Annotated in this window: 20 protein-coding genes and 3 pseudogenes; 15 read left to right on the top strand and 8 right to left on the bottom strand. The window is 69.3% G+C overall.

Annotated elements, in window-relative coordinates:
- Positions 1 to 23: 23 nt before the first annotated feature.
- The 4 genes and pseudogenes from AB0950_RS36640 to AB0950_RS36625 all read right to left on the bottom strand — a co-directional run.
- Positions 24 to 575 (bottom strand): annotated as a pseudogene (locus AB0950_RS36640) (transposase); the annotation flags it as partial.
- A gap of 264 nt (positions 576 to 839) precedes the next feature.
- Complete coding sequence (locus AB0950_RS36635; RefSeq protein WP_366780396.1) at positions 840 to 1,370, bottom strand: hypothetical protein; 531 nt, start codon at positions 1,368 to 1,370, stop codon at positions 840 to 842.
- Between the two features lie 131 nt (positions 1,371 to 1,501).
- Positions 1,502 to 2,311 (bottom strand): SDR family oxidoreductase, encoded by an 810-nt coding sequence (locus tag AB0950_RS36630; RefSeq protein ID WP_366780395.1) that lies wholly within the window; start codon positions 2,309 to 2,311, stop codon positions 1,502 to 1,504.
- Entirely contained in the window at positions 2,304 to 2,954 is a 651-nt protein-coding gene (locus AB0950_RS36625) for a carboxymuconolactone decarboxylase family protein (protein WP_366780394.1), read from the bottom strand. Before AB0950_RS36625 ends, AB0950_RS36630 begins: the two co-directional genes overlap by 8 nt.
- 222 nt (positions 2,955 to 3,176) lie before the next feature.
- Between AB0950_RS36625 and AB0950_RS36620 the strand changes: the two genes are divergently transcribed.
- Both AB0950_RS36620 and AB0950_RS36615 read left to right on the top strand, forming a co-directional pair.
- Entirely contained in the window at positions 3,177 to 4,352 is a 1,176-nt protein-coding gene (locus AB0950_RS36620; protein WP_366780392.1) for a helix-turn-helix domain-containing protein, read from the top strand.
- A 111-nt stretch (positions 4,353 to 4,463) separates the two neighbouring features.
- Positions 4,464 to 4,682: pseudogene (locus AB0950_RS36615) on the top strand (ATP-binding protein); the annotation flags it as partial.
- A gap of 27 nt (positions 4,683 to 4,709) precedes the next feature.
- Here the strand turns inward: AB0950_RS36615 and AB0950_RS36610 are convergent.
- Entirely contained in the window at positions 4,710 to 5,240 is a 531-nt protein-coding gene (locus AB0950_RS36610; protein WP_366780391.1) for a hypothetical protein, read from the bottom strand.
- Between the two features lie 726 nt (positions 5,241 to 5,966).
- Here AB0950_RS36610 and AB0950_RS36605 point away from each other — a divergent pair.
- Together AB0950_RS36605 and AB0950_RS36600 are read left to right on the top strand one after the other, a co-directional pair.
- Positions 5,967 to 7,952, top strand: coding sequence for a cell wall-binding repeat-containing protein (locus AB0950_RS36605; protein ID WP_366780390.1), 1,986 nt, complete (start codon positions 5,967 to 5,969; stop codon positions 7,950 to 7,952).
- Positions 7,953 to 8,233: 281 nt separating this feature from the next.
- The gene (locus tag AB0950_RS36600; RefSeq protein WP_366780389.1) at positions 8,234 to 8,443 is read left to right on the top strand and encodes a hypothetical protein; all 210 of its coding nucleotides are present in this window, start codon (positions 8,234 to 8,236) and stop codon (positions 8,441 to 8,443) included.
- 65 nt (positions 8,444 to 8,508) lie between these two features.
- On the opposite strand, the gene AB0950_RS36595 is transcribed toward AB0950_RS36600, so the two are convergent.
- Positions 8,509 to 9,672 carry an epoxide hydrolase family protein gene (locus tag AB0950_RS36595; RefSeq protein WP_366780388.1) on the bottom strand — a complete coding sequence of 388 codons (1,164 nt, stop codon included), beginning with the start codon at positions 9,670 to 9,672 and terminating at the stop codon, positions 8,509 to 8,511.
- A 97-nt stretch (positions 9,673 to 9,769) separates the two neighbouring features.
- On the opposite strand from AB0950_RS36595, the gene AB0950_RS36590 reads away from it, so the two are divergent.
- On the top strand, positions 9,770 to 10,369 hold the full coding sequence (locus AB0950_RS36590; RefSeq protein ID WP_366780387.1) for a TetR/AcrR family transcriptional regulator: 600 nt from the start codon (positions 9,770 to 9,772) through the stop codon (positions 10,367 to 10,369).
- A 408-nt stretch (positions 10,370 to 10,777) separates the two neighbouring features.
- Here the strand turns inward: AB0950_RS36590 and AB0950_RS36585 are convergent, their stop codons facing one another.
- Positions 10,778 to 10,984: a hypothetical protein gene (locus AB0950_RS36585; protein WP_360161335.1), complete on the bottom strand. Its 207-nt coding sequence runs from the start codon at positions 10,982 to 10,984 to the stop codon at positions 10,778 to 10,780.
- 272 nt (positions 10,985 to 11,256) lie between these two features.
- On the opposite strand from AB0950_RS36585, the gene AB0950_RS36580 reads away from it, so the two are divergent.
- From AB0950_RS36580 to AB0950_RS36545, 8 genes are all read left to right on the top strand, one after another.
- On the top strand, positions 11,257 to 11,577 hold the full coding sequence (locus AB0950_RS36580; RefSeq protein WP_366780386.1) for a hypothetical protein: 321 nt from the start codon (positions 11,257 to 11,259) through the stop codon (positions 11,575 to 11,577).
- Positions 11,578 to 11,980: 403 nt separating this feature from the next.
- Positions 11,981 to 12,961 (top strand): DUF4129 domain-containing protein, encoded by a 981-nt coding sequence (locus AB0950_RS36575; protein WP_366780385.1) that lies wholly within the window; start codon positions 11,981 to 11,983, stop codon positions 12,959 to 12,961.
- Complete coding sequence (locus tag AB0950_RS36570) at positions 12,958 to 13,494, top strand: hypothetical protein (protein ID WP_366780384.1); 537 nt, start codon at positions 12,958 to 12,960, stop codon at positions 13,492 to 13,494. The genes AB0950_RS36575 and AB0950_RS36570 overlap by 4 nt, the downstream gene beginning before the upstream one ends.
- A 68-nt stretch (positions 13,495 to 13,562) precedes the next feature.
- The gene (locus AB0950_RS36565) at positions 13,563 to 14,570 is read left to right on the top strand and encodes a MoxR family ATPase (protein WP_366780383.1); all 1,008 of its coding nucleotides are present in this window, start codon (positions 13,563 to 13,565) and stop codon (positions 14,568 to 14,570) included.
- Complete coding sequence (locus tag AB0950_RS36560; RefSeq protein WP_366780382.1) at positions 14,567 to 15,913, top strand: DUF58 domain-containing protein; 1,347 nt, start codon at positions 14,567 to 14,569, stop codon at positions 15,911 to 15,913. The genes AB0950_RS36565 and AB0950_RS36560 overlap by 4 nt, the downstream gene beginning before the upstream one ends.
- Positions 15,910 to 16,746, top strand: coding sequence for a hypothetical protein (locus tag AB0950_RS36555; protein ID WP_366780381.1), 837 nt, complete (start codon positions 15,910 to 15,912; stop codon positions 16,744 to 16,746). Before AB0950_RS36560 ends, AB0950_RS36555 begins: the two co-directional genes overlap by 4 nt.
- 860 nt (positions 16,747 to 17,606) lie before the next feature.
- Complete coding sequence (locus AB0950_RS36550) at positions 17,607 to 18,221, top strand: hypothetical protein (protein WP_360575839.1); 615 nt, start codon at positions 17,607 to 17,609, stop codon at positions 18,219 to 18,221.
- Positions 18,222 to 18,410: 189 nt separating this feature from the next.
- Positions 18,411 to 18,536 (top strand): hypothetical protein, encoded by a 126-nt coding sequence (locus tag AB0950_RS36545; RefSeq protein WP_366780380.1) that lies wholly within the window; start codon positions 18,411 to 18,413, stop codon positions 18,534 to 18,536.
- Between the two features lie 360 nt (positions 18,537 to 18,896).
- On the opposite strand, the gene AB0950_RS36540 is transcribed toward AB0950_RS36545, so the two are convergent.
- Complete coding sequence (locus tag AB0950_RS36540) at positions 18,897 to 19,469, bottom strand: hypothetical protein (protein WP_366780379.1); 573 nt, start codon at positions 19,467 to 19,469, stop codon at positions 18,897 to 18,899.
- A 171-nt stretch (positions 19,470 to 19,640) separates the two neighbouring features.
- Here AB0950_RS36540 and AB0950_RS36535 point away from each other — a divergent pair, with 171 nt between their 5' ends.
- On the top strand, positions 19,641 to 20,273 hold the full coding sequence (locus tag AB0950_RS36535; protein WP_366780402.1) for a helix-turn-helix domain-containing protein: 633 nt from the start codon (positions 19,641 to 19,643) through the stop codon (positions 20,271 to 20,273).
- Between the two features lie 102 nt (positions 20,274 to 20,375).
- Positions 20,376 to 20,546: pseudogene (locus tag AB0950_RS36530) on the top strand (ParA family protein); the annotation flags it as partial.
- Between the last annotated feature and the right edge of the window lie 624 nt (positions 20,547 to 21,170).

Below are 21,170 nucleotides of genomic sequence, written 5' to 3'. Positions count from 1 at the left end.
GACCGCATCGGGTTCGCCCGTTGTCAAGCCACGGCTGCAAGGGGGCGTCCACCCCAGCAGATGCCCTTCTCACAGCGGATGCGGGCACGTTCCTTGCGCTGGGCGGCGAGCAGATCGAGGTGGCGGGCGTTGGCGTTGCGCCAGCGCAGGTAGCGGTGCAGGGCCCGGGTCCACGCGGGGCGACTGCGGTGGCTGGAGTTGGCCGGCGTGAACTGCCGCAGCGGGCCGAAGTGTGCCTCAATCGGGTTGGCTCAGGAGGCGTAGGTCGGGGTGAAGCACAGCTCGACCTTGTTCTTTTTCGCCAAGCGGCCGATGTCGGCGCCTGTGTGGGCGGAGAAATTGTCCGAGACGATGTAGATCGTGGCGCCGCCGGACGGGCGGCGCGGATCGACTTCAGCGCAGCCAGGCTGTTGGCAGTGCCCTTGCGGCGGCCGTTGACGCCCCACGACCCGGTCGTCGCCAACGGAATAGCAGCCATGGAAGTAGGTGACACCGTGCGTGCGGCGACAGGCCACCGGCAGCCGGTCGGGCTCGCCCCGCTTCGCCCAGCATGAGCCCGCGGTCGGCCGGATCCCGCGAGTGCTTGTGCGACACGGCAGCCGCATCGCCACGGCCGCCCGAACCTTGGCTACGGCTACCTCCACACCGCCGTTGACGACCTCCTGCGGTCTGCGGCCCCCGTGACGGTTACCGGGCTGGGGACGGCGGTCCGGGGCCGAGGGGGGTGGTGGGAAGCGGTGCGTTCGATGGCCAGGACGGCTGCGTCGTCGGTGATGTGTCCGCCGGTATGGGTGAGCAGATCCCGGTGAATGTGGCGCTTTGGCGGTGCTCTTCCTCGGTCATCTCGCGGCCGTCGGCGGTCCCGGCTCGCACGCCACCGCGGTGCAGTCCTGCGACAGGCGGCGGATGGCCGCGCCTGCCGGCACCGGACCCAGGCCCGCCCCGCGCCATTCGGGCTCGAGAATGGCCCGGTCCATGACCAGCAGGTCACCGACAGGATGTGAGAGCGCCTCCTCGAAAGCGGGGGCGTACTCGCTGCGGCCGACGTCCGGCAGCGTCTCACCGATGCGGGAGACGTCCCCGGTGTAGGCGTCCATCGCCTCGAAGGGGTCGCCAGGCCCGAGCATCCGCACGCGGACAAAGGACATACGGGCGACCGCCACATCCTGCACGGCGTCCAGTATCTCCTGGTCATCGTCACCGTCACCGCGGGCGGCCACGTCCTCGGCCAGGACGTCAGCGTCGATCCGCGCGGTCACCGCCCAGACCTCCAGCGTGTCGTCGAACTCGAACGCCTCGACGGGATGTTCGTGGTGGTAGGCGAGGCTGATCAGCGACGGATCGGCAGGCAACCGGGACAACGCAGGCAAGACAGTCCTCACCCGGCCAACGTAGCGGCCGCCGATGGCCCCGCGCCGGCCGACCCGTGTCGGCGGGGCGGTCCCGGTCGGCGCCGCGCCCGCCGGGGACCGCCCTCGCCCCGGAAACTGGCACCGGCTGCTCAGACGGCGTTCAGTCCTCCGTCCACCACCAGGCTCTGCCCGGTGATGTAGGAGGCACGGTCGGAGAGCAGGAAGGTGACGGCTTCGGCCACCTCCCAGGCGGTGCCCTGGCGTCCGAGCGGTATGCGGGTGAGCGAGGCGGTACGCGACGCGCGTCGGGCCGAGGCCTCGCGGCCCATCGGTGTGTCGATCAGGCCCGGGACGACCAGGTTGGCGCGGACGCCGCGCGGCGCTCCTTCCTTGGCCACATGCCGGGTGAGACCGAAGAGGCCCGCCTTGGAACTGTCGTAGGCGGGCGAGTTGGTGGCGGCGCGCAGGCCGGCCGCGGAACCGACGAAGACGATCGAGCCCCCATCGGCGATCGCGGGCAGTGCGTACTTGGCGGCGAGGAACGGGGCGCCCAGGTTGAGCGCGAGCACGCGTTCCCACTGCTGCGGTGAGGTGTCCGTCAGGCCCGCACCGAGGCCGATGCCGACGTTGACCACCAGGGCGTCGAGCGCCCCGAGTTCGCTGAGGGCCTCGGCGACCACGGCCGAGGACTGGCCGGGGTCCGTGGCGTCTCCGACCACGGCGACGCCACGGCCGCCTTCCTCGCCGACCAGTGCGGCGGTGGCCTCCGCGGCACCGGGAGAGACGTCGGCACAGGCCACGGAGGCTCCTTCGCGGGCGGCGAGCACGGCCACCGCCCGCCCGTTGCCCACCGGGGCCGCCGGATCGTCGCTGGGGCGGGTGCCCGCACCGACGACCAGAACGTTCCGGCCGGTCAGGAGGCCGTTCGGCCGGATGGTGGGGAGCTGGCGCTCAGACATCGCCGTGTGCTCCTTCCGCCGCGTCCCGGCCGGCTTCGGTGGGAGCGGGCAGGGTTTCCGTTGCGTAGCCGGGCTCGAGCGGGGTGCCGACGGAGTTCAGGAAGAAGGCGACCATGTGGTACTGGCCGACGAGCATGGTGATTTCGATCAGCTGCGCCTCGTCGTGGTCCGTGGCGAGTGCGGACCAGGTGGCAGCGGACAGGCGTGCGTCCCGGTGCAGCTCGTCGGCGGCACGCAGCAGACAGGCGTCGGCCGGCGCCCATCCCTGGGCGTCCGGGCCCGCGCCCACCCGCCGGACTTCCTCGCCGGTGATCCCGGCGGCCCTGGCCAGGGGTACATGCCGCCCCCACTCGTAACCGGCCCGGGTGTTGTACGCGGTACGCAGGATCAGCAGTTCCCGGGTCCGGTCCGGAAGACGGCCGCCGCGGAGCAGGTGGGTGCCGAACGGCAGGAAGTGCCGGAACAGGCCGTTGTGGCGCACCAAGGTGGTGAAGACGTTGGCGAGGCGGCCGTCGGCATCCCGGGGGATCGGGGCGAGCAGTTCCCGGGTGGTCGCGTCCCAGCGGTCCTCGGGCAGCGGCGCCAGGCGCGGGTCGGTGTCGGCGGCAGCGGGGCCGGGCCGCGGGGGGTAATCGTCGGGCATGGAGGTCTCCGCACTGTTCGTCGGGGTGCATCGTTGCCATGGAGGCGGGCCTGGGCACGGGTGATCGGCGCCGTGTTGCGTGCGCCTGTGCACTGCTTCCGCCGCAGTGCCACTGTGCTGTCGGAGGCGGGTGCCTGTCGCCGGCTCGCCGGCCAAGGGAGGAGGTCGGCATATTGTTCAGTTGCACAACGGCCGGTTTCCGGAAGGGCGGAGGTGAGGTCCATGCCCGGACCGTCGGGTGCGGCAGCGCCCCTCGAACGGGTCATCGCCGCGATGGCCGCGCAGCACAGGAACCTGGGTGGGCGGTTGCACGCGGACCTGATGGATCACATCCCGTCCTACCGGGCGGTGCCGCAGGAATTGCTGGACGAGATCTGGCGCCGGCACTTCCAGCGGGCTCTGACCGTGCTGCGGGAGGGGACGGTGCCTCCACCCGAAGACTTCGGCGAAGCAGAAGTCGCCCGCGACCGGGTCGCCCAGGGCGTGCCGCTCAGCGACGGGCTCCGTGCCTTCCGCCGGGCGCTGAGCGCGATACGGGACCTGTTCATCGCGGAGGCGACCGAACGCGGTCTCGACCCCGGTCTCGTCATCGACCGCACCACCTGCCTGTGGGAACTCGCGGATGTCGCGAGCCTGCAGATCGCTGCGGTCCACCGGCAGGCGGAGGTCGCCGCCGCCCTGTTCGACGCCCGCCGCCGCGCCGACTTCCTGCGCGGAGTGCTGTACGGGACGCTCAGCGCGGTGGAGATCCACAGCGGGGCTGCGATCTACGGTCTGGACCTGTCGCGGCCGTACCGGGCCGTCAGAGCCGTACCGGACGGCGACGCGGCTTCGGACGCGCTGTCGCGCTCCCTCGAGTCCCACTGCCGCCGCAACGGTCGAAGCGCGCTGCTCACGGTGCTGGACGAGGCAGTCGCCGGAGTCGTCGAGGGGAAGCCGGAGACCGGTGACCTGGCGGTGACGGCGGGGCTCGGCCCGCCGACGGACCTGGCCGCGGCGCACCGCTCCTTCCGTGCCGCCGGCAGGATGCTGGAGGCCGCCCGTGCCTACGGTCTGCGCGGTGCGTACGACCTGAGCGACCTGTCCTGGCGGGCCGCGGTCGTCGCCGAACCGGAACTCGCCGACCTGCTGCGCGACCGCTACCTGCGCCCCCTGGAGGCGCAGGGGGAGTTCGGTGCGCTGATCGAGGAGTCGGTGCGGGCGTACCTGGAGCAGGGCCGGCAGGTCCGCGCAGTCGCCCGCAGCGCACACGTCCACGTCAACACCGTCCGCTACCGGCTGCGCCGTTTCGAGGAGCTGACCGGCACGAGCCTGGACGCTCCGGACACCGTGGTGGAACTCAGCTGGGCCCTGGCGGCACGCGAGCTGGGCACGACACCGGCACGGGGTCCCGCATGACCGGGCCGGCGCCCCCGCGGCAATCCCTCAGGGCCGCCGCGCCCCCGACGGGCGGCACGGCGGGCCTCCGCCCGGTTCGTTCGGCTCCCCTGGCCTCAGCGGGTCGCGGCGAACCTGTTCTTCCAGCTCATCGCAGCGCGCTATGAGCAGGGCTCGGTGCTGGTGACCTCGAGCCTGCCCTTTGGGCGGTGGGGAGACGCCTTCTCCGACGACGTCGTCGCGGCCGCGATGATCGACCGTCTGGTCCACCACGCCGAGGTGCTTACCTTGACCGGTGACTCCCACCGGACCCGCCAGCGACGCAAGCTCCTGGGGAAGGAGAACCGGTGAAGCCAGACCTCAGCGCTGCGGGCCGCCTCAGCCGAATCGGTGGTAGACGACGTCAGCGAGATCCGCACGGCCGAAGGCGGAGACGTTGGTGAGGTGACTGTCGAAGGGACCCACCTTCGTCACCGAACAACCCCGGCGGAACACGATCTGAAGACCGTGCTCGGGTTCCCAAGCGCACTCGCACTCCACGGAGACGTATACCTGCCGGTCGCCGTAAGCGTCCTCCCGCTGGACCGTCACCTCGCCTCCGGGCCGGATAGACGACCAGATGTCGTCCGGGCCGGCGATGGACACGAGGTCCTCATCGTCGCCCGCCTCGGTCTTCACATCCAGGTAGTACTGGAAGATCGGCACCGACGCGGACCTCAGGGCCGATTCGTCAAGCCCCAGAAACGCGCTGATGGCCGTCTCGAAGTCGGCCTTCGCATCGTCATCGTCATAGTCGACGACGACGAACCGGCAGAGGGCGTCACCAAAGACGGGAACGGGAAGCGACGGGCTCACGTAGTCGCCGAAGTCAGCATCGACGGTCACGGGGCCGAGGCCGGGGATCTCCATGGGCGCACTCTACGGCCTCCGGACAGACGACTATCACCTCGGTTCTCGGCAGTGTCGGCCGGCAGCGGTACTCCCTGTTCCAGAGCCTTCTTCACACAGAAGCGCGCGACGTACTCGTCGTTCGACATGATCTGAGGCTTGCTCTGAGAAGCGCTGCTCGCGGGCACGGACGCGGGTTCGGCACAGGCGCTAGCAGCCAGTGCAGAGCCGAGTATGCAGAGCGTGGCGGCGTTCGTGAACGCCGTCCTCTTGAAGCGCGAACGCACAGATCCCTCCCGTTTAAGGGCGTCGCCGACGCCCCAGGACAGCCGGTTGTCCGGCATCTCCGCATCGCACCCGTGGTCATAGGGCTCCGCAGACGTGCCTGCGGCAGCAGAGAACCGCGCAATCTACAGATCGTCAAACAGCGACTACAACCCATAACAAGGCAGCGGAACGACATCCGGCCACGTGGGCCGCTGAGGGTGGGACGTCTCAACCCTCGCCAAGCCGACGCTGTTCGGCACCAGAGGTGGTGACACGACTGCCGCGCCACTCCGTCGACGGGCGGCCCCGACCGGGCGGCAAACACTCGCGAAGCCGTGATCTTCTGTCTCTTCCCGGCTACCGGGGCCTGGCTCTAGTGTTTCGTCGCTGCCGCGTGGATGAGCATGACGCCGTCCGTTCACCTTGGGGAAGGGGCGCGGCGGCCATCCATTCACTTGTGGGGGCACATTGAACATGCGTATGCGCCGCATACTTGCGGCGCTCACCGGCGCCGCCGCGCTCGCGGCGGGCCTCGCCGCGCTTCCGGGGCCGGCGGCGGCCGTCTCCAGCAGCCGGCCCGCCACCGACGGGAAGCTGCTGTACACGGACATCGGCGGCTGGATGTACTTCGTCAACACCGACGGGTCGCGGTTGTCCGCGTTCGCCACGTCCGGAAACCAGGGCGCGTGGTCCGCCGACGGCAGTCAGGTCGCGTTCGTGAACGGCGACTACATCGCCACGGCATGGGCCGACTCCGAGGACACCGGCATCCGCATCGCCATGCCGTCGGGCAGTGGCTGGCATCCGCACGATCCGACGTTCTGGTACGGCGGCGGCGATGTCGTCTTCACGGCCGGTGGCCGGCTGCGGCTGACCGCAGCGGACGGCACCCGCGCGCCCAAGGCCCTGTTCGGCACCGACGTCGACGGCTGCGACTCCCAGCCGAGCGGCGCGGTGAACGGCATGCTCGCCTTCGTACGGACGGGGACGAGCTGCGCCACCGCCGGCACCCCGGCCGTCTGGGTCTACAACGGCCACTCCGGCGCGTTCACCAAGTTGGCCGATGACGCGAGCGAGCCGAGCATCTCCCCCGACGGCCAGTCGGTGGCCTTCACCCTATCGGTCGACGGTCACAAGCAGCTCTTCACGGTCAACACCGACGGCACCGGGCTGACCCAGCTCACCACGGACGCAGCCGACCACAACCGTCCCGCCTGGTCCCCGCAGGGCGACCGCATCGCGTACGACATCGACGTCTACGGTCAGAGCCCCCAGGCATGGCTCCACACGATCGCCACGAGTGCGGCGACGCAGGTGCCCCAGGCCCAGGGCACGAACGTGGCCTGGCAGCCGCTCCGTGACAACGCGATCTCCCGTGTCTGGGGCTCGGACTCGTACGACACGAACATCGCCGCGTCCAAGTGGACCTGGAACACGGTCGGTACGAGCACGCCAGGCCTGAAGAACGCGGGCGCGGCCGTGCTCATCAGCAAGTCCGACTCGGCATACGCCACCACCGCCACATCGCTGGCCGGCAAGAAGCGCGGGCCGGTGCTGATGACGTCCGGCACGGGCCTGGACTCCCCGGTGCAGACGGAACTCAAGCGCATGCTGCCAAAGGGCAAGACCGTCTACCTGATCGGCGGCAGCACGATCCTCAACAGCACGGTGGCCTCCAAGGTGACTTCGCTCGGATACGTGGCCAAGCGGCTGTCCGGCACCTCGCGCTACTCCACCTCGGTGGCCGTGGCCAACACCGTCACCAGCACGCCGAAGTACATCTTCCTGGCAACGGGCACCGACTACCACAACGCCCTCGCGGCGAGCTCCGCCGCCGGTTCCATGGGCAGTTCCGGAACCGCGACCGTCGTCCTGACCGACGGTACGACCATGACGTCGTCGGTCTACGGGTACCTCAACAAGTACAGTCCCAGCACGACGGACATCATCACGGTAGGGACCGACGCCGAGTCGGCGCTGGCCAAGGCGTACAACGCTGGCAAGATGCCGCACTGGCCCAGCAAGTACAGCTATTACCGGGTCGCCGGCTCGCCACAGTTCAGCGCCATGCAGCTCGCTTACCTGTGGTGGTCGCTGCCGTCGAACGCCGCGGTGGCCTCCGTGAGCAGCTGGCGAGGCGGTGTCTCCGCGTCGTCGGCGATGACCACGTACGGTCCGCTGCTGTGGACCGACACCACCTCGCTGCCGTACGACACCAAGCGGTACCTGATGCGGATGTCGGCGAGCATGGACCACGTGGCCGTCTTCGGCGGCACCGGATCGGTCGACGCGCCGGTCATTCCCAAGATCGGTGCGGCCATCGGCGTGGACACCCACTACGCCTACACGCCCTACTACAAGGGCGTGGCTCCGCAGACGACGTCCGCCCAGACGCTGTCCGGCGGCACCACGGGGTCCGCCCCGAGCCCGGACCTCGCACCACTGCGGGTGACGATCACGAGGTAGATCCCTCCTTACCGGACCAGGAACCCCCACGTCGAGAAGGTCACCGAGGGCTTGGCCACGACAACGGCGCTACTGAAGAGTGAGGTGCGGCACCCCGCTACCCAGTAGCGCCGTCAACTTGCCGAGCAGATCGGCGGACTCGCCGCCCGCCTGCGCGAGGCGCAGGCTGGCTGCGAGGCCCTGGCGACCACGGCCAAGACCGTCCGCGCGATGGCCGCCGACCTCACCTCCAGCTGCCGCCGACCCCGGCGCTGCCGGACGGCGCGGTCTACCAGCAGATCATGGACGTATTCGAGCACGAACGCCGACCGCTACGCGCCCGCGACCTATGCCTCGCGCTGCGCCTGCCCTTGATGCCCAAGCACGTCGAAGGCACCCGTGCCAAACTCAAACGCCGGGTCAGCCTTGGATTCCTCGACGAGACCGAAGCCGGACTGTTCGCACAGCCCGGCCCTCATGCCCCGACAGGCCCCGACGACCAACAGTCGTGATCCAGAGCAACGGGGCAAAAATGATAGAAGGCGCGCTTTTTGCCCTCTGAGCTCGCGCGATGGCGTCAGGAACGAAGGGTGCGCAGGCCGGTGCGGATTTCGCTGACCAGGATCTCGGGCTGTTCCAAGGCCGCGAAGTGGCCGCCCTTGTCGGCCTCGCCGTAATGGATCAGATTGCTGTAGGTGTCTTCGATCCAGCTTCGTGGCAGGCGTGGGATGTCCCTCGGGAAGACGGTCACCGCGACCGGAAGCGTCAGCTTCGGGCCGGCGAGAGTGGCCGATTTGTTCTCCCAGTAGATGCGGCCGGACGACGCTGCGCTGTTGGTGAACCAGTAGAGGGATATCGCGTCGAGCATGTCGTCCATGCTGAGGGCGTCCTCGGCCAGCCCGTGGTTGTCGGTCTTGGACTGGAACTTCTCGTAGATCCAGGCTGCCTGACCAGCGGGAGAGTCCGCCAAGGCGAATCCGACAGTCTGCGGCTTCGTGCGCTGAAGGTGGTTCGACCCACCGAGATCGCCGGTGTAGAGGGCGAGGGTCTCCACGGCGTAGCGCTGTTCGGGCGACAAGGTGTCGGGTATCTGTGCGGGAAAGGCGTACTGGGTGTTCAGGTGAATTCCGAGAAGCCCCTCAGGTTGCATGGCCCCGAGGGCGGTGGTGACGACGGCACCCCAATCGCCGCCTTGCGCGGCCCATCTCGTGTAGCCGAGACGCTTCATCAGCTCCACCCACGCGCTTGCGATGCGCGATACAGTCCACCCGGTCTCCATGGGCTTCTGGGAGAACCCGAACCCGGGGAGCGACGGGACGACGACGTCGAATGAATCGGCGGCGTCTCCTCCGAACGAAACCGGATCGGTCAGGGGGCCGATCAGCTTCAGGAACTCGACGATCGAGCCCGGCCATCCGTGCGTGAGTACCAGCGGCATCGCGTTGGGATTCTTGGACCTGACGTGGATGAAGTGGATGTCGAGCCCATCAATCTCGGTCAGGAATTGGGGGAAGCGATTGAGCTCGGACTCGAAGCGCCGCCAGTCGTAGCCGCGCTCCCAGTAGTCGACCAGCGATCTGGCGTTCTCTACGCGGACCCCTTGCGACCAGTCGCCCACCGTTTCCGGATCCGGCCATCGAGTCCTGGCCAGTCGCTGCTTCACGTCGTCGATCTCCGAATCCGGGATCGAGACGGTGAACGGGCGGACGAGGGCCGAGGCCGGCGGCGTCGGTGCGGTCATTGCCTTCTTCTCCTGGGTTTCGAAGCACAGCGCAACCCTCCGTTGCACACCAGTGTGCAATCTACTTCACTGCACACTGGTGTGCAACAATGGTGTCGTGCCCACCGAGTCCTCCCGCGTGCGTTCGATGAACGAGACACGCGATCGCATCCTCGACGTCGCCCTCGACCTGCTGGGAGAGAACCCCGACGCCGGCATGGGCGACATCGCCTCCGCTGCCGGCGTCGTCCGTCGCACCGTCTATGGCCATTTCCCCTCGCGCCTCGACCTGATTCGGACACTCACGGAACGGGCCGTCACCGAGATGACAGCCGTGCTCACCGAAGTCAACGCCTCCGACGCAGAAGCGGACGCGGCGTGGGCCGAATTCATCGCCCGCCTCTGGCCGGTGGCGCACCGCTACCGAGTGCTGCTGGCGCTGCGCCGCGGCGAGTACGGCGAGGCGATCCACAGCCTGCTCGGGCCACTCGACGAGCTCCTCGCCGACCTCGTAAAGCGGGGCCAGGACACCGACGTGTTCGCACAGCACCTGCCGGCGGGCATTCTGAGCCAGGTTGCCTACGGCGTCGTGTTCGCCATCGCGGACAGCGACCTGTCGAACGGGACCCTCGGCGCCCGAGCAGCAGCGATCACGAGCCTGCTGATGCTGGGAGTTCCCGAGACGCGCGCAACTGCTCTCGTGAGCAACCAGCCCTGATCCGCAGCACTCGAGCGGAACCGCGGATCGTCCTGCTCCGCACACGACATCGACACCGCATCCCGCCAAGAATCCGGTGAGAACAGTGTGATCGCAACGATGTCGACGGGTCTTCAGTCGAGGGTGTCTGCCGCTCAGCCCGGATCGCGTTCACTCAGGTCAGAAAATCGCGCGGCCTTGCGCCGTTCGCAGTATGCGCGCAGGTTGAGCGCGTTGGCACAGGCGGCGGTGTCGAACCAGGTTCGGCCGTTGCCCTTGGCTGGGTCCGCAGCGCGTTGACGATCTCCGCATCTCGTAACGCCCCTGATGGCCGGAAACCGACTGGCTAACCCAAAACGGCGGAAGACTCGCTTATTGCCCTCCGATAAGGAAGCGGACGAAGTGCAAAGCGTCCGTCTACAGCCCGGATCAGTCTTCGGCGTCGTGGAAGTAGACCGTAAGGCTCGGCCAATCGCCGTCCGCAGTGATCTCCGTATGCATGACGAGATCTTGAACCTTAACCAAGCCAAGGCTTTCGATGGAGTCTGCGACTCTACGGAGCAGCGCAGGCACGTCATCCTGCCCGGTTCCCGCCGGGTTGGCCTGGGAGAAGTGTTTGATCGTCCACGATTCCATGCGCTCATGATCGCGCAAGCGCCGGCCGTCATGCCGTCCCGTCCAGGCAGACCTTCCTGGGGTGCCGTACCGCAGCGAAGTACAGCAACCTCCGTGCCCCCGAACGACCGTCACCAGCCACAAGCAGCCGACTGACATGCCTGGCAGACCTCAGTGTCCGTCCCGCCCGTAGTTCGCATCGAGGGGGCGCCCGCCCAGCGATGGGTTGACTCGGTCATTGAGACTCCGCCGACCGCACGCCCAAGACGCACGTTGTGGCGAGGACCTCGCCCTTGGCAGCTGAGGCGGCCGACTGTGACGATCAAGCCGTGGTCAACCTTGCAAAGATCGCGGTGCGGATGGACATCCTTCTTACGAGAAGCGCGGCGCGGATAGACATCCTCCTCCCAAAGATCGCGAGGCAGGTGAACCTCCTCCTCGACCTCGTGGGCGGCCCCGTGGTCGGTGCACTCATGCTGTCCGTAGGTATCGAGACCTACCGTGAGGGTGGATCCATAGGCTGGCCCATCGCGGGATCAGCTCTGCTCTTGATCAACTTGTGGGTGGCCTGGCGCCGATTCTCCCGACTCAGGAAGCGCGCTGCGCCGCCGTAGAGGCGCACAGACAGCCGCTCGTGCCCCTGACGTGCCCGATCAGGTGGGGAATGACGGGGAACAGCGGTACGCAACGGGGGTCTCTGTTTTGATTCGCTCCCGGTCAACCACGGGGCCATCGTGCCCTCGAGCGCATGCGGAGGCGCTGTTCCGACATCTCATGATGGCCATCCCTGTCACCCGCTTCCTCACACAGGTATGGCGTCGCCTTCACGCCGGATACCACCGCTGAATGCCCGTCCGGTCGTAGCCGAGAGACGGCATAAAAAGGTCCGTAAGGATTGCCGTAAGTCGGCAATGAAGCGGCGCGCCTCGCCGTGTCAGGATTGCGTCAAGTCGGGCATCGGCGACAGGTGACCGGGGACGGCGCGCATGGCCTGGGCGATCACAGGGGGGTGTGGCGGTGGGGCGGGAGCGTACGGCGGGCGGGCGACGGCTGCACAGCGCGATCGGCGCCGCACAGGCCGCGTTGACCGTCCTGGTGGTGGGCGGCTTGGCCCTGGGAGCACTGCTTCTGCATCCTGACACGGGCCTGTTGGCCAAGGGCCGCGGGCCGCTCGGCGGCAACCCCGTTCTCGTGGTCGGCCTCACCCTGCTGGCATTCCTTGGCGGCTTGGCGCCGCGCGAGAGGTATCGGGAGCAAGTCGGCGCTGCCCGGGAACTCAACACGGTGGAACAGCGGTTGGTGGACGGCGTGAGCCGCGTCCTGCTGGCTGCGGGGATGGTCGTCCCGCTGCTCGTCCTGGTCCTGCACCGGTTCGGTTGGTCCGGCAGCAGCCATGAGGCGGCCGGCCACGCGTCGTTACCGCTTCCCAGCCCGTCGCAAGAGCCGGTACCCGCTCTGCCACCCGCACGGCATGCCGGGCACGCCGGCCACGGCATGCATTCCGGGCTGACGCGCATCGTGCTCGGTCTCGGAATCGCCTTGCTTGTCGTGGTCGTCGTGATCGCCGGGCTGCATCTGTGGCGGTATCTGACCCGGCCGCCGGCGCCCGAGGCCCCGGCGACGTGCGCGACGCCCCGCGACGAGCGGGAACGCCTGGTCAAGGCCGTGGACTCCGGGCGCCGTGCTTTGCTGGGCGGAAACGATGCCCGCGCAGCCGTCATCGTTTGCTATGCCGCCATGGAGGAGTCGCTCGCCGCCTCTGGGGTGGCCCGGCGCGCCTCGGACAGTCCGCAGGACCTGCTGGAGCGGGCTGTCGCCGGCGGCCTGCCCGCGGGGGCGGCCGTCGTCGCGCTCACCGCCCTGTTCCGTGAGGCCCGTTACTCCACGCACCCGATGGACGGCAGCCACCGCGACCGGGCCGCGGCGGCTCTCGCCGAGATCGCTGACGGTCTACACGCCCGGGCGTCCGGTCCGGAAGCCGTGGCGGGTGCCTTGTGAAGGCGCCCATACGGATCCGTGCCTTCGTCGGCTCCGTGCTAGGTGCGCCCGGATCGGTACGGCACTCGCTGGCCGTACTGGGCACCGTCGCGGTCGCGGCCGAGGTGCTGCTCGCCCTGGCCGACGGTGCCGCCGCGGCCGTCAGTGGCCTCGCCCTCATCACCGCTGTCGCGCTGGTGCTGGGGCGCTATGCCGCGGGTGGCGGCGCCCAGGACAGCGGCTATCGCAGGCCGGTGCGCCTGCTGGACAGCCGGGCCCCGGCCCTCGGCGGATGGCAGCGCATCGTGGCCGACACCTTGGCGGACGACGGCGAAGCGTACTTCGGCACCGTCATGCGGCCGCAGTTGCAGCGGCTGTTCGCCGCCCGGCTGGCCGAGCGGCACGGCGTGGTGATGTACCGGAACCCACAGCAGGCCCGAGCCCTAGTCGGCGCCGAGCTGTGGCCGTGGATCGATCCCGAGGCACCCGCTCCGCAGCCCGCTCTCCCCGAGCCCGTCCTACGTTCCCTGCTCGACCGCCTGGAAGCCCTGTGACCGGTGACGCTGCGGCCGACCCCGCAGCCCGCGCACGCCGCCCCCATCCTGTGAGGATCGATCCGACCGTGACCAGCACGCAACCCATACCGGACCACGACACCCTGACACCTCGGCAGGCGGGTGAAAGGGCCGCGGCCGTACTCGGCGGGATCGGCACCGCCGTGGTCGGCAAGACGGAGCCTCTGGCGCTGGTGATGCTCGGCATCCTCGCCGGCGGACATGTCCTCATCGAGGACCTGCCGGGACTCGGGAAGACCCTGCTGGCACGCTCCTTCGCCACCGTCCTCGGCCTGGACTTCCGCCGCATCCAGTTCACCCCCGACCTGCTGCCCTCCGACGTCACCGGAACTGAGTTCTACGACCAACGGAGCGCCGACATGGTCTTCCGGCCCGGACCGGTCTTCACCCACCTGCTGCTCGCCGACGAGATCAACCGCACCCCGCCCAAGACCCAGGCCGCGCTGCTGGAGGCGATGGCCGAGTCCCAGGTGTCCATCGACGGAACCACCCGGCCGCTGCCGAAGCCTTTCGTGGTCCTCGCCACCGCCAACCCCATCGAGTACGAGGGCACCTACACGCTGCCCGAGGCCCAGCTCGACCGGTTCCTGCTCCGGGTTCGTATGGGTTATCTGGCGGCGTCCGAGGAGGCGGGCATGCTGCGCGCGCGGGTCGATCGGGCGGCTGCCGAGGCTGTGCTGCGCCGGCTCAGCGGTCCGGACGAGGTGCTGGCCATGCGGTCCGCCGTCGAACGCGTCGAGGTGGACGACGACCTGGTGGACTACGTCGTCGCGCTGGTCCGCGCCACCCGGGCCCACCCGCACATCCAGGTCGGCGCCTCTCCGCGTGGCGGCCTGGCCCTGGTGCAGCTCGCCCGCGCCCGTGCCGTCCTTAACCTGCGGGACTACACGACCCCGGAGGACGTCAAGTCCGTGGCGGTGCCGGCCCTCGCGCACCGCGTCACCCTCAAGCCGGAGCTGTGGGTCCGGCAGATCGACGGCGACGACGTGGTCCGCGAGATCGTGCAGTCCGTGCACGCCCCGCAGACCTTGCCGCGCACGCCGATCGCGTCATGAAGGAGCTTGTGCCGGGCCGCAGAGCGGCCGCCGCCGTTCAACGGGCCCTGGACGGCCGCCACGACGTGACCGTCCAACCCCCGCCGCCGCCTCCGCCCGGCTGGCGCGCCGGTGAACGCGCCCTGCGGCTGGTCACGTTGGCCGTCGTCGCGCTGGCCGCCGCGCTGGTCACCGGCCGCCCCTGGGTGCTTGCTCTCGCCGCCGCACCGCTGGTGCTGCTCGCCCTCGCCCTGCCGAGCGGGCCGCGTCCGGAGGCGGTGACGGCCGAGGCCGAGGTGGAGCCGCGGCGGTGCTTCGAAGGCGAGCAGGTGACGGTGCGGATCGCGGTGTCCTACGACGGTGAGGCCGGCCGCCTTGACCCCGGCGTCACCCTCGGTCACGGGGTCCGGCTCGACCACCTGGCGGTCGGCCCGCACCGCGTCGATCTGGCCCTGACCGTGCAGCGCTGGGGCCGCTGGACGCTCGGCACGGTCGACGTCGACGTCTACGACCACGGCGGGCTGGCCCGCCGCACCGTCCGGGCCGAACTCGGTGAGATCGCCGTCTTCCCGCTGCCCGCACACGCCGGCCTCACGCCCATCCCGGTCCGACTGCCGCAACGGCTCGGCGAGCACACCGCCGTGCAGCGCGGCGAGGGCGTCGAAGTCACCGGCGTGCACCCGTATGTGCGCGGCGAACGGCAACGGCGGATCCACTGGCCGGCCACCACCCGCCGCGGCACCCTGCAGGTCCACCAGTTCGCCGCGGAGCGCACCGCCGACACCGTGGTGCTGCTGGACGTGCTCGCCGACGTAGTCGACCCGGTCACCGGCGCGTCCTCGCTCGACGAGACCTTCCGGGCCGCTGCCGGGCTGGTCCGCGCCTACCTGCGCACCCACGACCGGGTCGGCGTCGTGTCGGTGGGTGGAGCGACCCGCTGGCTGCAACCGGGCAGCGGCCAAGGCTACTTCTACCGCATCGTCGAGAGCGTGCTTCCGGTCCGCAAGGACCTCGCGTACCGCACGGAGGGACTCCGCCTGCTCCCACCACCCGCGTTGCCCGAAGGAGCGCTCGTATACGTCATCACGCCGCTGACAGATCAGCGGATTTTCGACATCCTGCACCAAGTACGCGGCCGGGCCAACCCGATGGTCGCTATCGAGATCCCCACCGGCGAGCCGGTCCTGGAACCCGGCGACACCGAAGGCGAACTCGCGCTGCGACTGTGGCGGGCCGACCGCGACGCCATGCGCTTCGCCTTGGTAGAACGCGGCATCGCGGTCGTCACCCACCGGCCCGGCGAGACCCTCGACCTCGCGCTCGCGCCGCTGCTGCGCACCCGCATCCACGGGGGGACCCGATGACCACCACCCGCGCCCCGATCGCCCGGCCAGGCCCCCGCCCGGCCGACAGCCGCACCGCTCTGCTCATCGCACGTCTCACCTCCCGCATCACCGACCGCTTACTCGGAACGGCCCTCGCCGTCGCCGCCTGCAACCCGCCGGCCGCCCTGCACGCACCACTGCCGGTCAGGGTACTGGTCCTGGGGGCTGCAGCGGCCGCGTGGTGGGCCGCTCCGATGGTCGACGCGCGCCCCGTCCTGACCTCCATGCGCTGGCGGACCTTCGCGGCCCGCCGCAGGACGACCGTGCTGCCGGCCGCGGCGATCGCGGTCGCCGCGGTCGCCGGCCCCCCGGTCTGGCTGGTCGTCTGCATCGCCGCCCTGCTGCTCGCCTACCTCCTCGTCACCGACACCTGGACAGCCGGCGTCACCGCCCCGCCCGGCCAACCACAGGCGACACCCGCACTCGCGGCCACCGCCGCGACCGCAGTGGTACTGCTCGCCGCGCAGGCACCGGTCGCGGGCACCTCATGGGCACGTCTGCCCGCCTCACTCGCCATCGCCGCGACCACGGTTTGCCTGGTGCTGGCACTGCGCACCCGCCGCAACCCGCCCGGGTACCCGCCGGCACCCCCACACCCCGTACAAGACCACACAGCCCACACCGAGCCGTCCAGCCCCACCGGCACCCACTCAAACTGCGCAGAGCCCAACCAACCTGCCCAACCGATGCCCGGGTCGACCGACACCACACGTCAGACGGCTGACAAACAACGCCCCTGCGCAGGTCCAAGGAACCAAGACACAGCACCGACCCGCCCGGTCAAACTGCACAACACCAGGTCAAGAGCATGACGACGCACTCAGACCCACTGACCGACGACACGACCTCACCGGACGAGTGGAGCCGCGTGTCACCGGCCGGCGCCCGGAACCGGCGGCCGCCGTAGAGCGTAGGCCCGAGCAGACCATGGCGGGTACCTCCCGCACGGGTGAACTCGGAGCGTCACCCAACGCGCAACCTGGGCAGGCTTCTTGGGCGCAGCATCGGTTCACCTGTCTCCTGGACGCGGATGAGGACAGGTCAAATGGGGGGCTCTGCAGGCATCTGATCGGCAGTCACCACATGCCGAACCGTGCGCGCTTGGGTTTGCAGCCGGGTGGTTGGGGACAGCCCCTGCATGTCCTCGGGCAGGGTCCAGGGCAGGTGGTGGTGGGCGTTGCTGAGCGGCCACACGGTCGGTGGCAGTGGCTCATACCAACGATCAACGGAAATGCACCCCACGCAGTGCAGACGACACGACCTGATCACCACGAGCTGCTGGCCCACCCGGCCCCGCCTTCGAGGATTTGCGGTGCCAACCCAGACAGCCCTAGCACCGCCACCGCGAGGCCCGGCTGGTGCCCCACGCGAAGCAGTCGGGGCACCAGCCGCGACGCTCCGGCGAGAACGGATGACAGCCGGCGCACAGGCCCTGGTGATAGAAGAACCCCGCCCCCAGGCGTAGCGCTGGGTGTTCATGCCGGCGAAGGGGCGGCGACGTACGAGTGCGAGCGCGCGGCGCAGGGCGAGGTCGCCGTCTGCGCCTGACCCGCGCTCCCCCGCTGAGCGGTTGGCGGATCGCTCCCCGGACTCCCCGTCTGCTTCCTTGGTAGGACCAGCCTGGCCGACACAGCTACTGCGCGACGGCTTCTTTCCTGGAAGGCTCCAGGGCATGCCGGAGATCAGCGGGGTTGGAGCAGTCAGCATCGAGTACAGCCACTTCTCAGTGGGCGAGCATTGGGAACGAGGCTTCGAGCGCAGGGAGAGCAAGCCTGATTTCCAGACCGAAGAGCCAGTCATTACCGTTCCCGGCCAGATCGTCGTGACGTCGCGGGTTCAGCAGCACACTGCGCCGGTCGTCCTGGCCGTCAACGACGAACTGGACGAGGCACCGGGGCCGGCCTGGACCCTGGTCGCTTCTGTGGACTACCAGCCGGTCTACAAGGGCCGCATGGCAGCGTTTGACACGATGAACGGCCCCGCCCGGCCGGCCCCGGAATCGGTCGAGGTGTTCGGTCGGCAAGCCGAACCGGGTGAGCCGTGTGTGAACTTGGATCCGTCCCGTACCTACCGCGCGCAGGTTTGGTCACAGGGCCGGAGCGACTCCCGCGAACGGTTCAACGCCGCTGCGGAGCACGAGGAATCGGAAGTTCCTGAGGGTTTCGAGACGTATGTGATTGTCTTCGTTCCCTCCGGAGCGCAGGAACCGCCGGCTCCCTCCGAAGCCGGGAGCCGGCGAGAGCGCATGGCCCGTGGGCACGGAAAGCCCCCACTGAACATGCGCTGATCCATCGGGCAGGTCCGGGGGGAGGCCTGACGGACCGCCCCCCGTTCCGGCGGAGGCCGGTTACTTGACGAAGATGCCGTACGCGTTGTTGTGCAGGATCCGGTCGCTGCCGTACCAGTCGGACAGCTCCGAGCCGGCCTTGCTGTTCTCGGCACCCGGCACGTAGCGGGCACACCCACCGCGTACTACGTGGGCACCTACGGCCGGCTGCGGACCGTCACCAAGGTCCCCGGCGCCGACCAGCTGTGGCTGTCGACCACCAACTGCGACAACAACGGCAACCAGCCCGACGGATCGGACAAGAATTCCGGGTGAGCATCAGCTAGTCACGCCTGGTAGAGCGCCTCGACCTCGTTGGCGTAGGCGCTCTCGATGGCCTTGCGCGCGCGGGTGTCGCGGTACTCATACGGCTGACCGTAGCGCGGTACTGGTCTTCGGTGTGTCAGCCACCCAGGGGCGCAAGACCGTCTTCGCGTGCCCTGCCCCGGCTGCCCTTGGGAATGTCGGCCTTGGAGCGCTGGGTGAGCCGGCTGCAGTCCCAGGTGCCGCGGCTGCACAGCACGGTGAGCTTGTCGCCGCGGAACAGGTGGCCGCGGCTGGCGTGGGCGGTGGACGGGCCAGTGCGCAGGTTCCAGCGGCGCCCTTCTGTCGACGCTGGTGGTGTGGTCGGTCATGTCAGTTGCTCCCACCAGTGCTCCGGCTGGCGTTGCGTCCGAGGCGCAGGGCAGAGACGAGGAAGAAGATGCCGCCAAGCAGGGCGTAACCGGCCAGACTGCTCAGCGAGGAACGCGGGGCCTCGGCCTGCCGGAGGAACGAGATCCCGGCGAGCGTGGAGATGCTGCCGCTGGCGATCATCGCCCACTGTCCCCCGAGGTCGCGTCGCCGCAGAGCAACGATGAGCTGGACGAGGCCCGCTACGACAGCCCAGACCCCCCACACACGAAGGACCCCCGGAATGCCGGAGGTGACCGCGAAGACCAGTCCGAACGCGGCGATCAGACTGATCGCGATGTTGACGTAGAGACCAAGAGCGGACTGGCTCGCTCGGGAGGAGCGGGCATCGACGACGGCGGCGCCCACGTCGAACAGCGGGTAGATCACGAGCAGGGTCGCGCTCACCGGCCCGATGCTCGACGCGCTCAAGAAGAGCACGACGGCCCAGATCAGGGCGAACCCGAAACGAACGAGGTAGAGCCGGCGAAGCGCTGACGCGACGGTGGCAGGGGCAGGTGCAGTAGTCGTGGTCATGACTGTTCCTTTCCAAAGAAGACCGTTGGCTCTGGTCTCTGCTGACGTGGAGCGGGAACCGGCATGGCAGCCGGGCTCCTAGGAGAAAGACCGTTCTCTCTTCCAGTGCGGAGCCTGACACGACTCCCCGGCGATAGCAAGACCGATCGTTCTTTCTGCTACGGTGGGCTCATGGCCACACGGAGACGCCCCGCGCCCGACAACCCGAACGGCAGCTCATCGGAAGAGCCGGTCCGGTCCGAGGCGCGAGAGCGGCTGCTGTCCACGGCCAGCAGGCTGTTCTACCGCGAAGGCATCCGGGCGGTCGGGGTCGAGCGGATCCTCGCCGAGGCCCCGGCCACGCGGGCGACGTTCTACCGGCACTTCCCCTCGAAAGAGGACCTCGTGATCGCCTACCTGCGCAGCGTCGACACCGACATGCGTGCCGGCGTGCAGGCCGCCATCGAGGCCGCACCGTCCCCGGCCGACGCCCTGCGCGCGATCGGGACCGCCGTCGCCGACAGCTTGGCCTCGCCGGAGTTCCGCGGCTGCGCGTTCCTCAAAGCCGCCGCCGAATACCCCGACCCCGAAGACCGGGTGCGCCAGGTGATCCTCGATCATCGAGCCTGGTACACGACCACGCTCACCGAACTCTTCGCGCAGGTCTTCGGGAACTCACCGCGTCGCGGCAAACCAGAACACGCCGCCCGGCATTTCGTCATGATGCGCGACGGCGCCATGAGCGGCGCCCACCTCGACGGCGTCGACAGCGTAGGCGCCGCGTTCCGCCGCGGCGTCGAAGGCCTGCTCACCGTCCTTCACTGAGCACCCACACCGCATCGAGCCAGGAAGCAACACACAACGACTGCGCCGCTGGGCTTGGTTGACGTGGTCTCGCAGCCGCTCCGGCTGCGGTTCACCACCGGCGCATTCCTGCGGGACGTCGCCCTGTCGAAGGTGAGCTTCAGCGAAGCCGCTCTCGAACGGGCCCTGGAGCCCCTCGAAGCTGATTCTGATGTGATCACCATCGACGGGCCGCCCAGCTTGGGCTCGAACATGGACACTGCGCTGTACTACGTCCGCCGCCGCGAGGGAGAGCTCGCTGACAAAAACTGCAGCAGCCAGTCGTTGTAAGTCACAGCCGCCACCATCAGTAACCCCGCCACCACCGACTACCGGACGCCACACCCGTCATGGCACCGCATGCCGTTGCCGCCGGCAGCGGCCCCGCCCTGCGTCCCGCCTCCTGTGCCCCTGCCCATACCGACTTTTACCTGTGAAACCTTCTGGCAGCCCGTGCCAGGGACACCCAAAGACACGTATCCCCAGCGGTACCCGCCAGACGCTGCCCATGTGACCGTGGCGCTGGACAGAAAACACACGCGCTGCCGTGCAGGCACACCGGACCGGGCACCGCCCACCCGCCAGGCTTGGTGGCCGGCATCCACGATGACGGGGACCACCCTGGGATAACGGATCAAGCAGACGCCTGGAACGGAGGACACCAACATGACGGTGACGACCGATACGCAGCCGACCGAGCGCGTCGCAGGGCGGATGCGGACGGTGCGGCCGGGCCCCTACGGCCGCCCCTCCTCCGCCGCGGGCAGGCTCTCCTGCTCCCGGCCGGTCTGCGCCGATCAGCGCATTCCCGAAGGCGCCACCACGGGCCGCAAGGCCGCGGTCGATCACGTCGACATGCACCTGGCCCGCATCCGCGCG

Source organism: Streptomyces sp. NPDC007189, from assembly GCF_040703635.1.
GTDB lineage: Bacteria > Actinomycetota > Actinomycetes > Streptomycetales > Streptomycetaceae > Streptomyces.
This window is presented reverse-complemented; position numbering and strand designations above follow the sequence as displayed.

Bases quoted from the DNA above. Each gene is read 5' to 3' on its own strand.
- AB0950_RS36630 (WP_366780395.1), bottom strand. From the start codon at position 2,311: ATGTCTGAGCGCCAGCTCCCCACCATCCGGCCGAACGGCCTCCTGACC.
- AB0950_RS36625 (WP_366780394.1), bottom strand. From the start codon at position 2,954: ATGCCCGACGATTACCCCCCGCGGCCCGGCCCCGCTGCCGCCGACACC.
- AB0950_RS36620 (WP_366780392.1), top strand. From the start codon at position 3,177: ATGCCCGGACCGTCGGGTGCGGCAGCGCCCCTCGAACGGGTCATCGCC.
- AB0950_RS36610 (WP_366780391.1), bottom strand. From the start codon at position 5,240: ATGGAGATCCCCGGCCTCGGCCCCGTGACCGTCGATGCTGACTTCGGC.
- AB0950_RS36605 (WP_366780390.1), top strand. From the start codon at position 5,967: ATGCGCCGCATACTTGCGGCGCTCACCGGCGCCGCCGCGCTCGCGGCG.
- AB0950_RS36600 (WP_366780389.1), top strand. From the start codon at position 8,234: ATGGACGTATTCGAGCACGAACGCCGACCGCTACGCGCCCGCGACCTA.
- AB0950_RS36595 (WP_366780388.1), bottom strand. From the start codon at position 9,672: ATGACCGCACCGACGCCGCCGGCCTCGGCCCTCGTCCGCCCGTTCACC.
- AB0950_RS36585 (WP_360161335.1), bottom strand. From the start codon at position 10,984: ATGGAATCGTGGACGATCAAACACTTCTCCCAGGCCAACCCGGCGGGA.
- AB0950_RS36560 (WP_366780382.1), top strand. From the start codon at position 14,567: ATGAAGGAGCTTGTGCCGGGCCGCAGAGCGGCCGCCGCCGTTCAACGG.
- AB0950_RS36555 (WP_366780381.1), top strand. From the start codon at position 15,910: ATGACCACCACCCGCGCCCCGATCGCCCGGCCAGGCCCCCGCCCGGCC.
- AB0950_RS36550 (WP_360575839.1), top strand. From the start codon at position 17,607: ATGCCGGAGATCAGCGGGGTTGGAGCAGTCAGCATCGAGTACAGCCAC.
- AB0950_RS36540 (WP_366780379.1), bottom strand. From the start codon at position 19,469: ATGACCACGACTACTGCACCTGCCCCTGCCACCGTCGCGTCAGCGCTT.
- AB0950_RS36535 (WP_366780402.1), top strand. From the start codon at position 19,641: ATGGCCACACGGAGACGCCCCGCGCCCGACAACCCGAACGGCAGCTCA.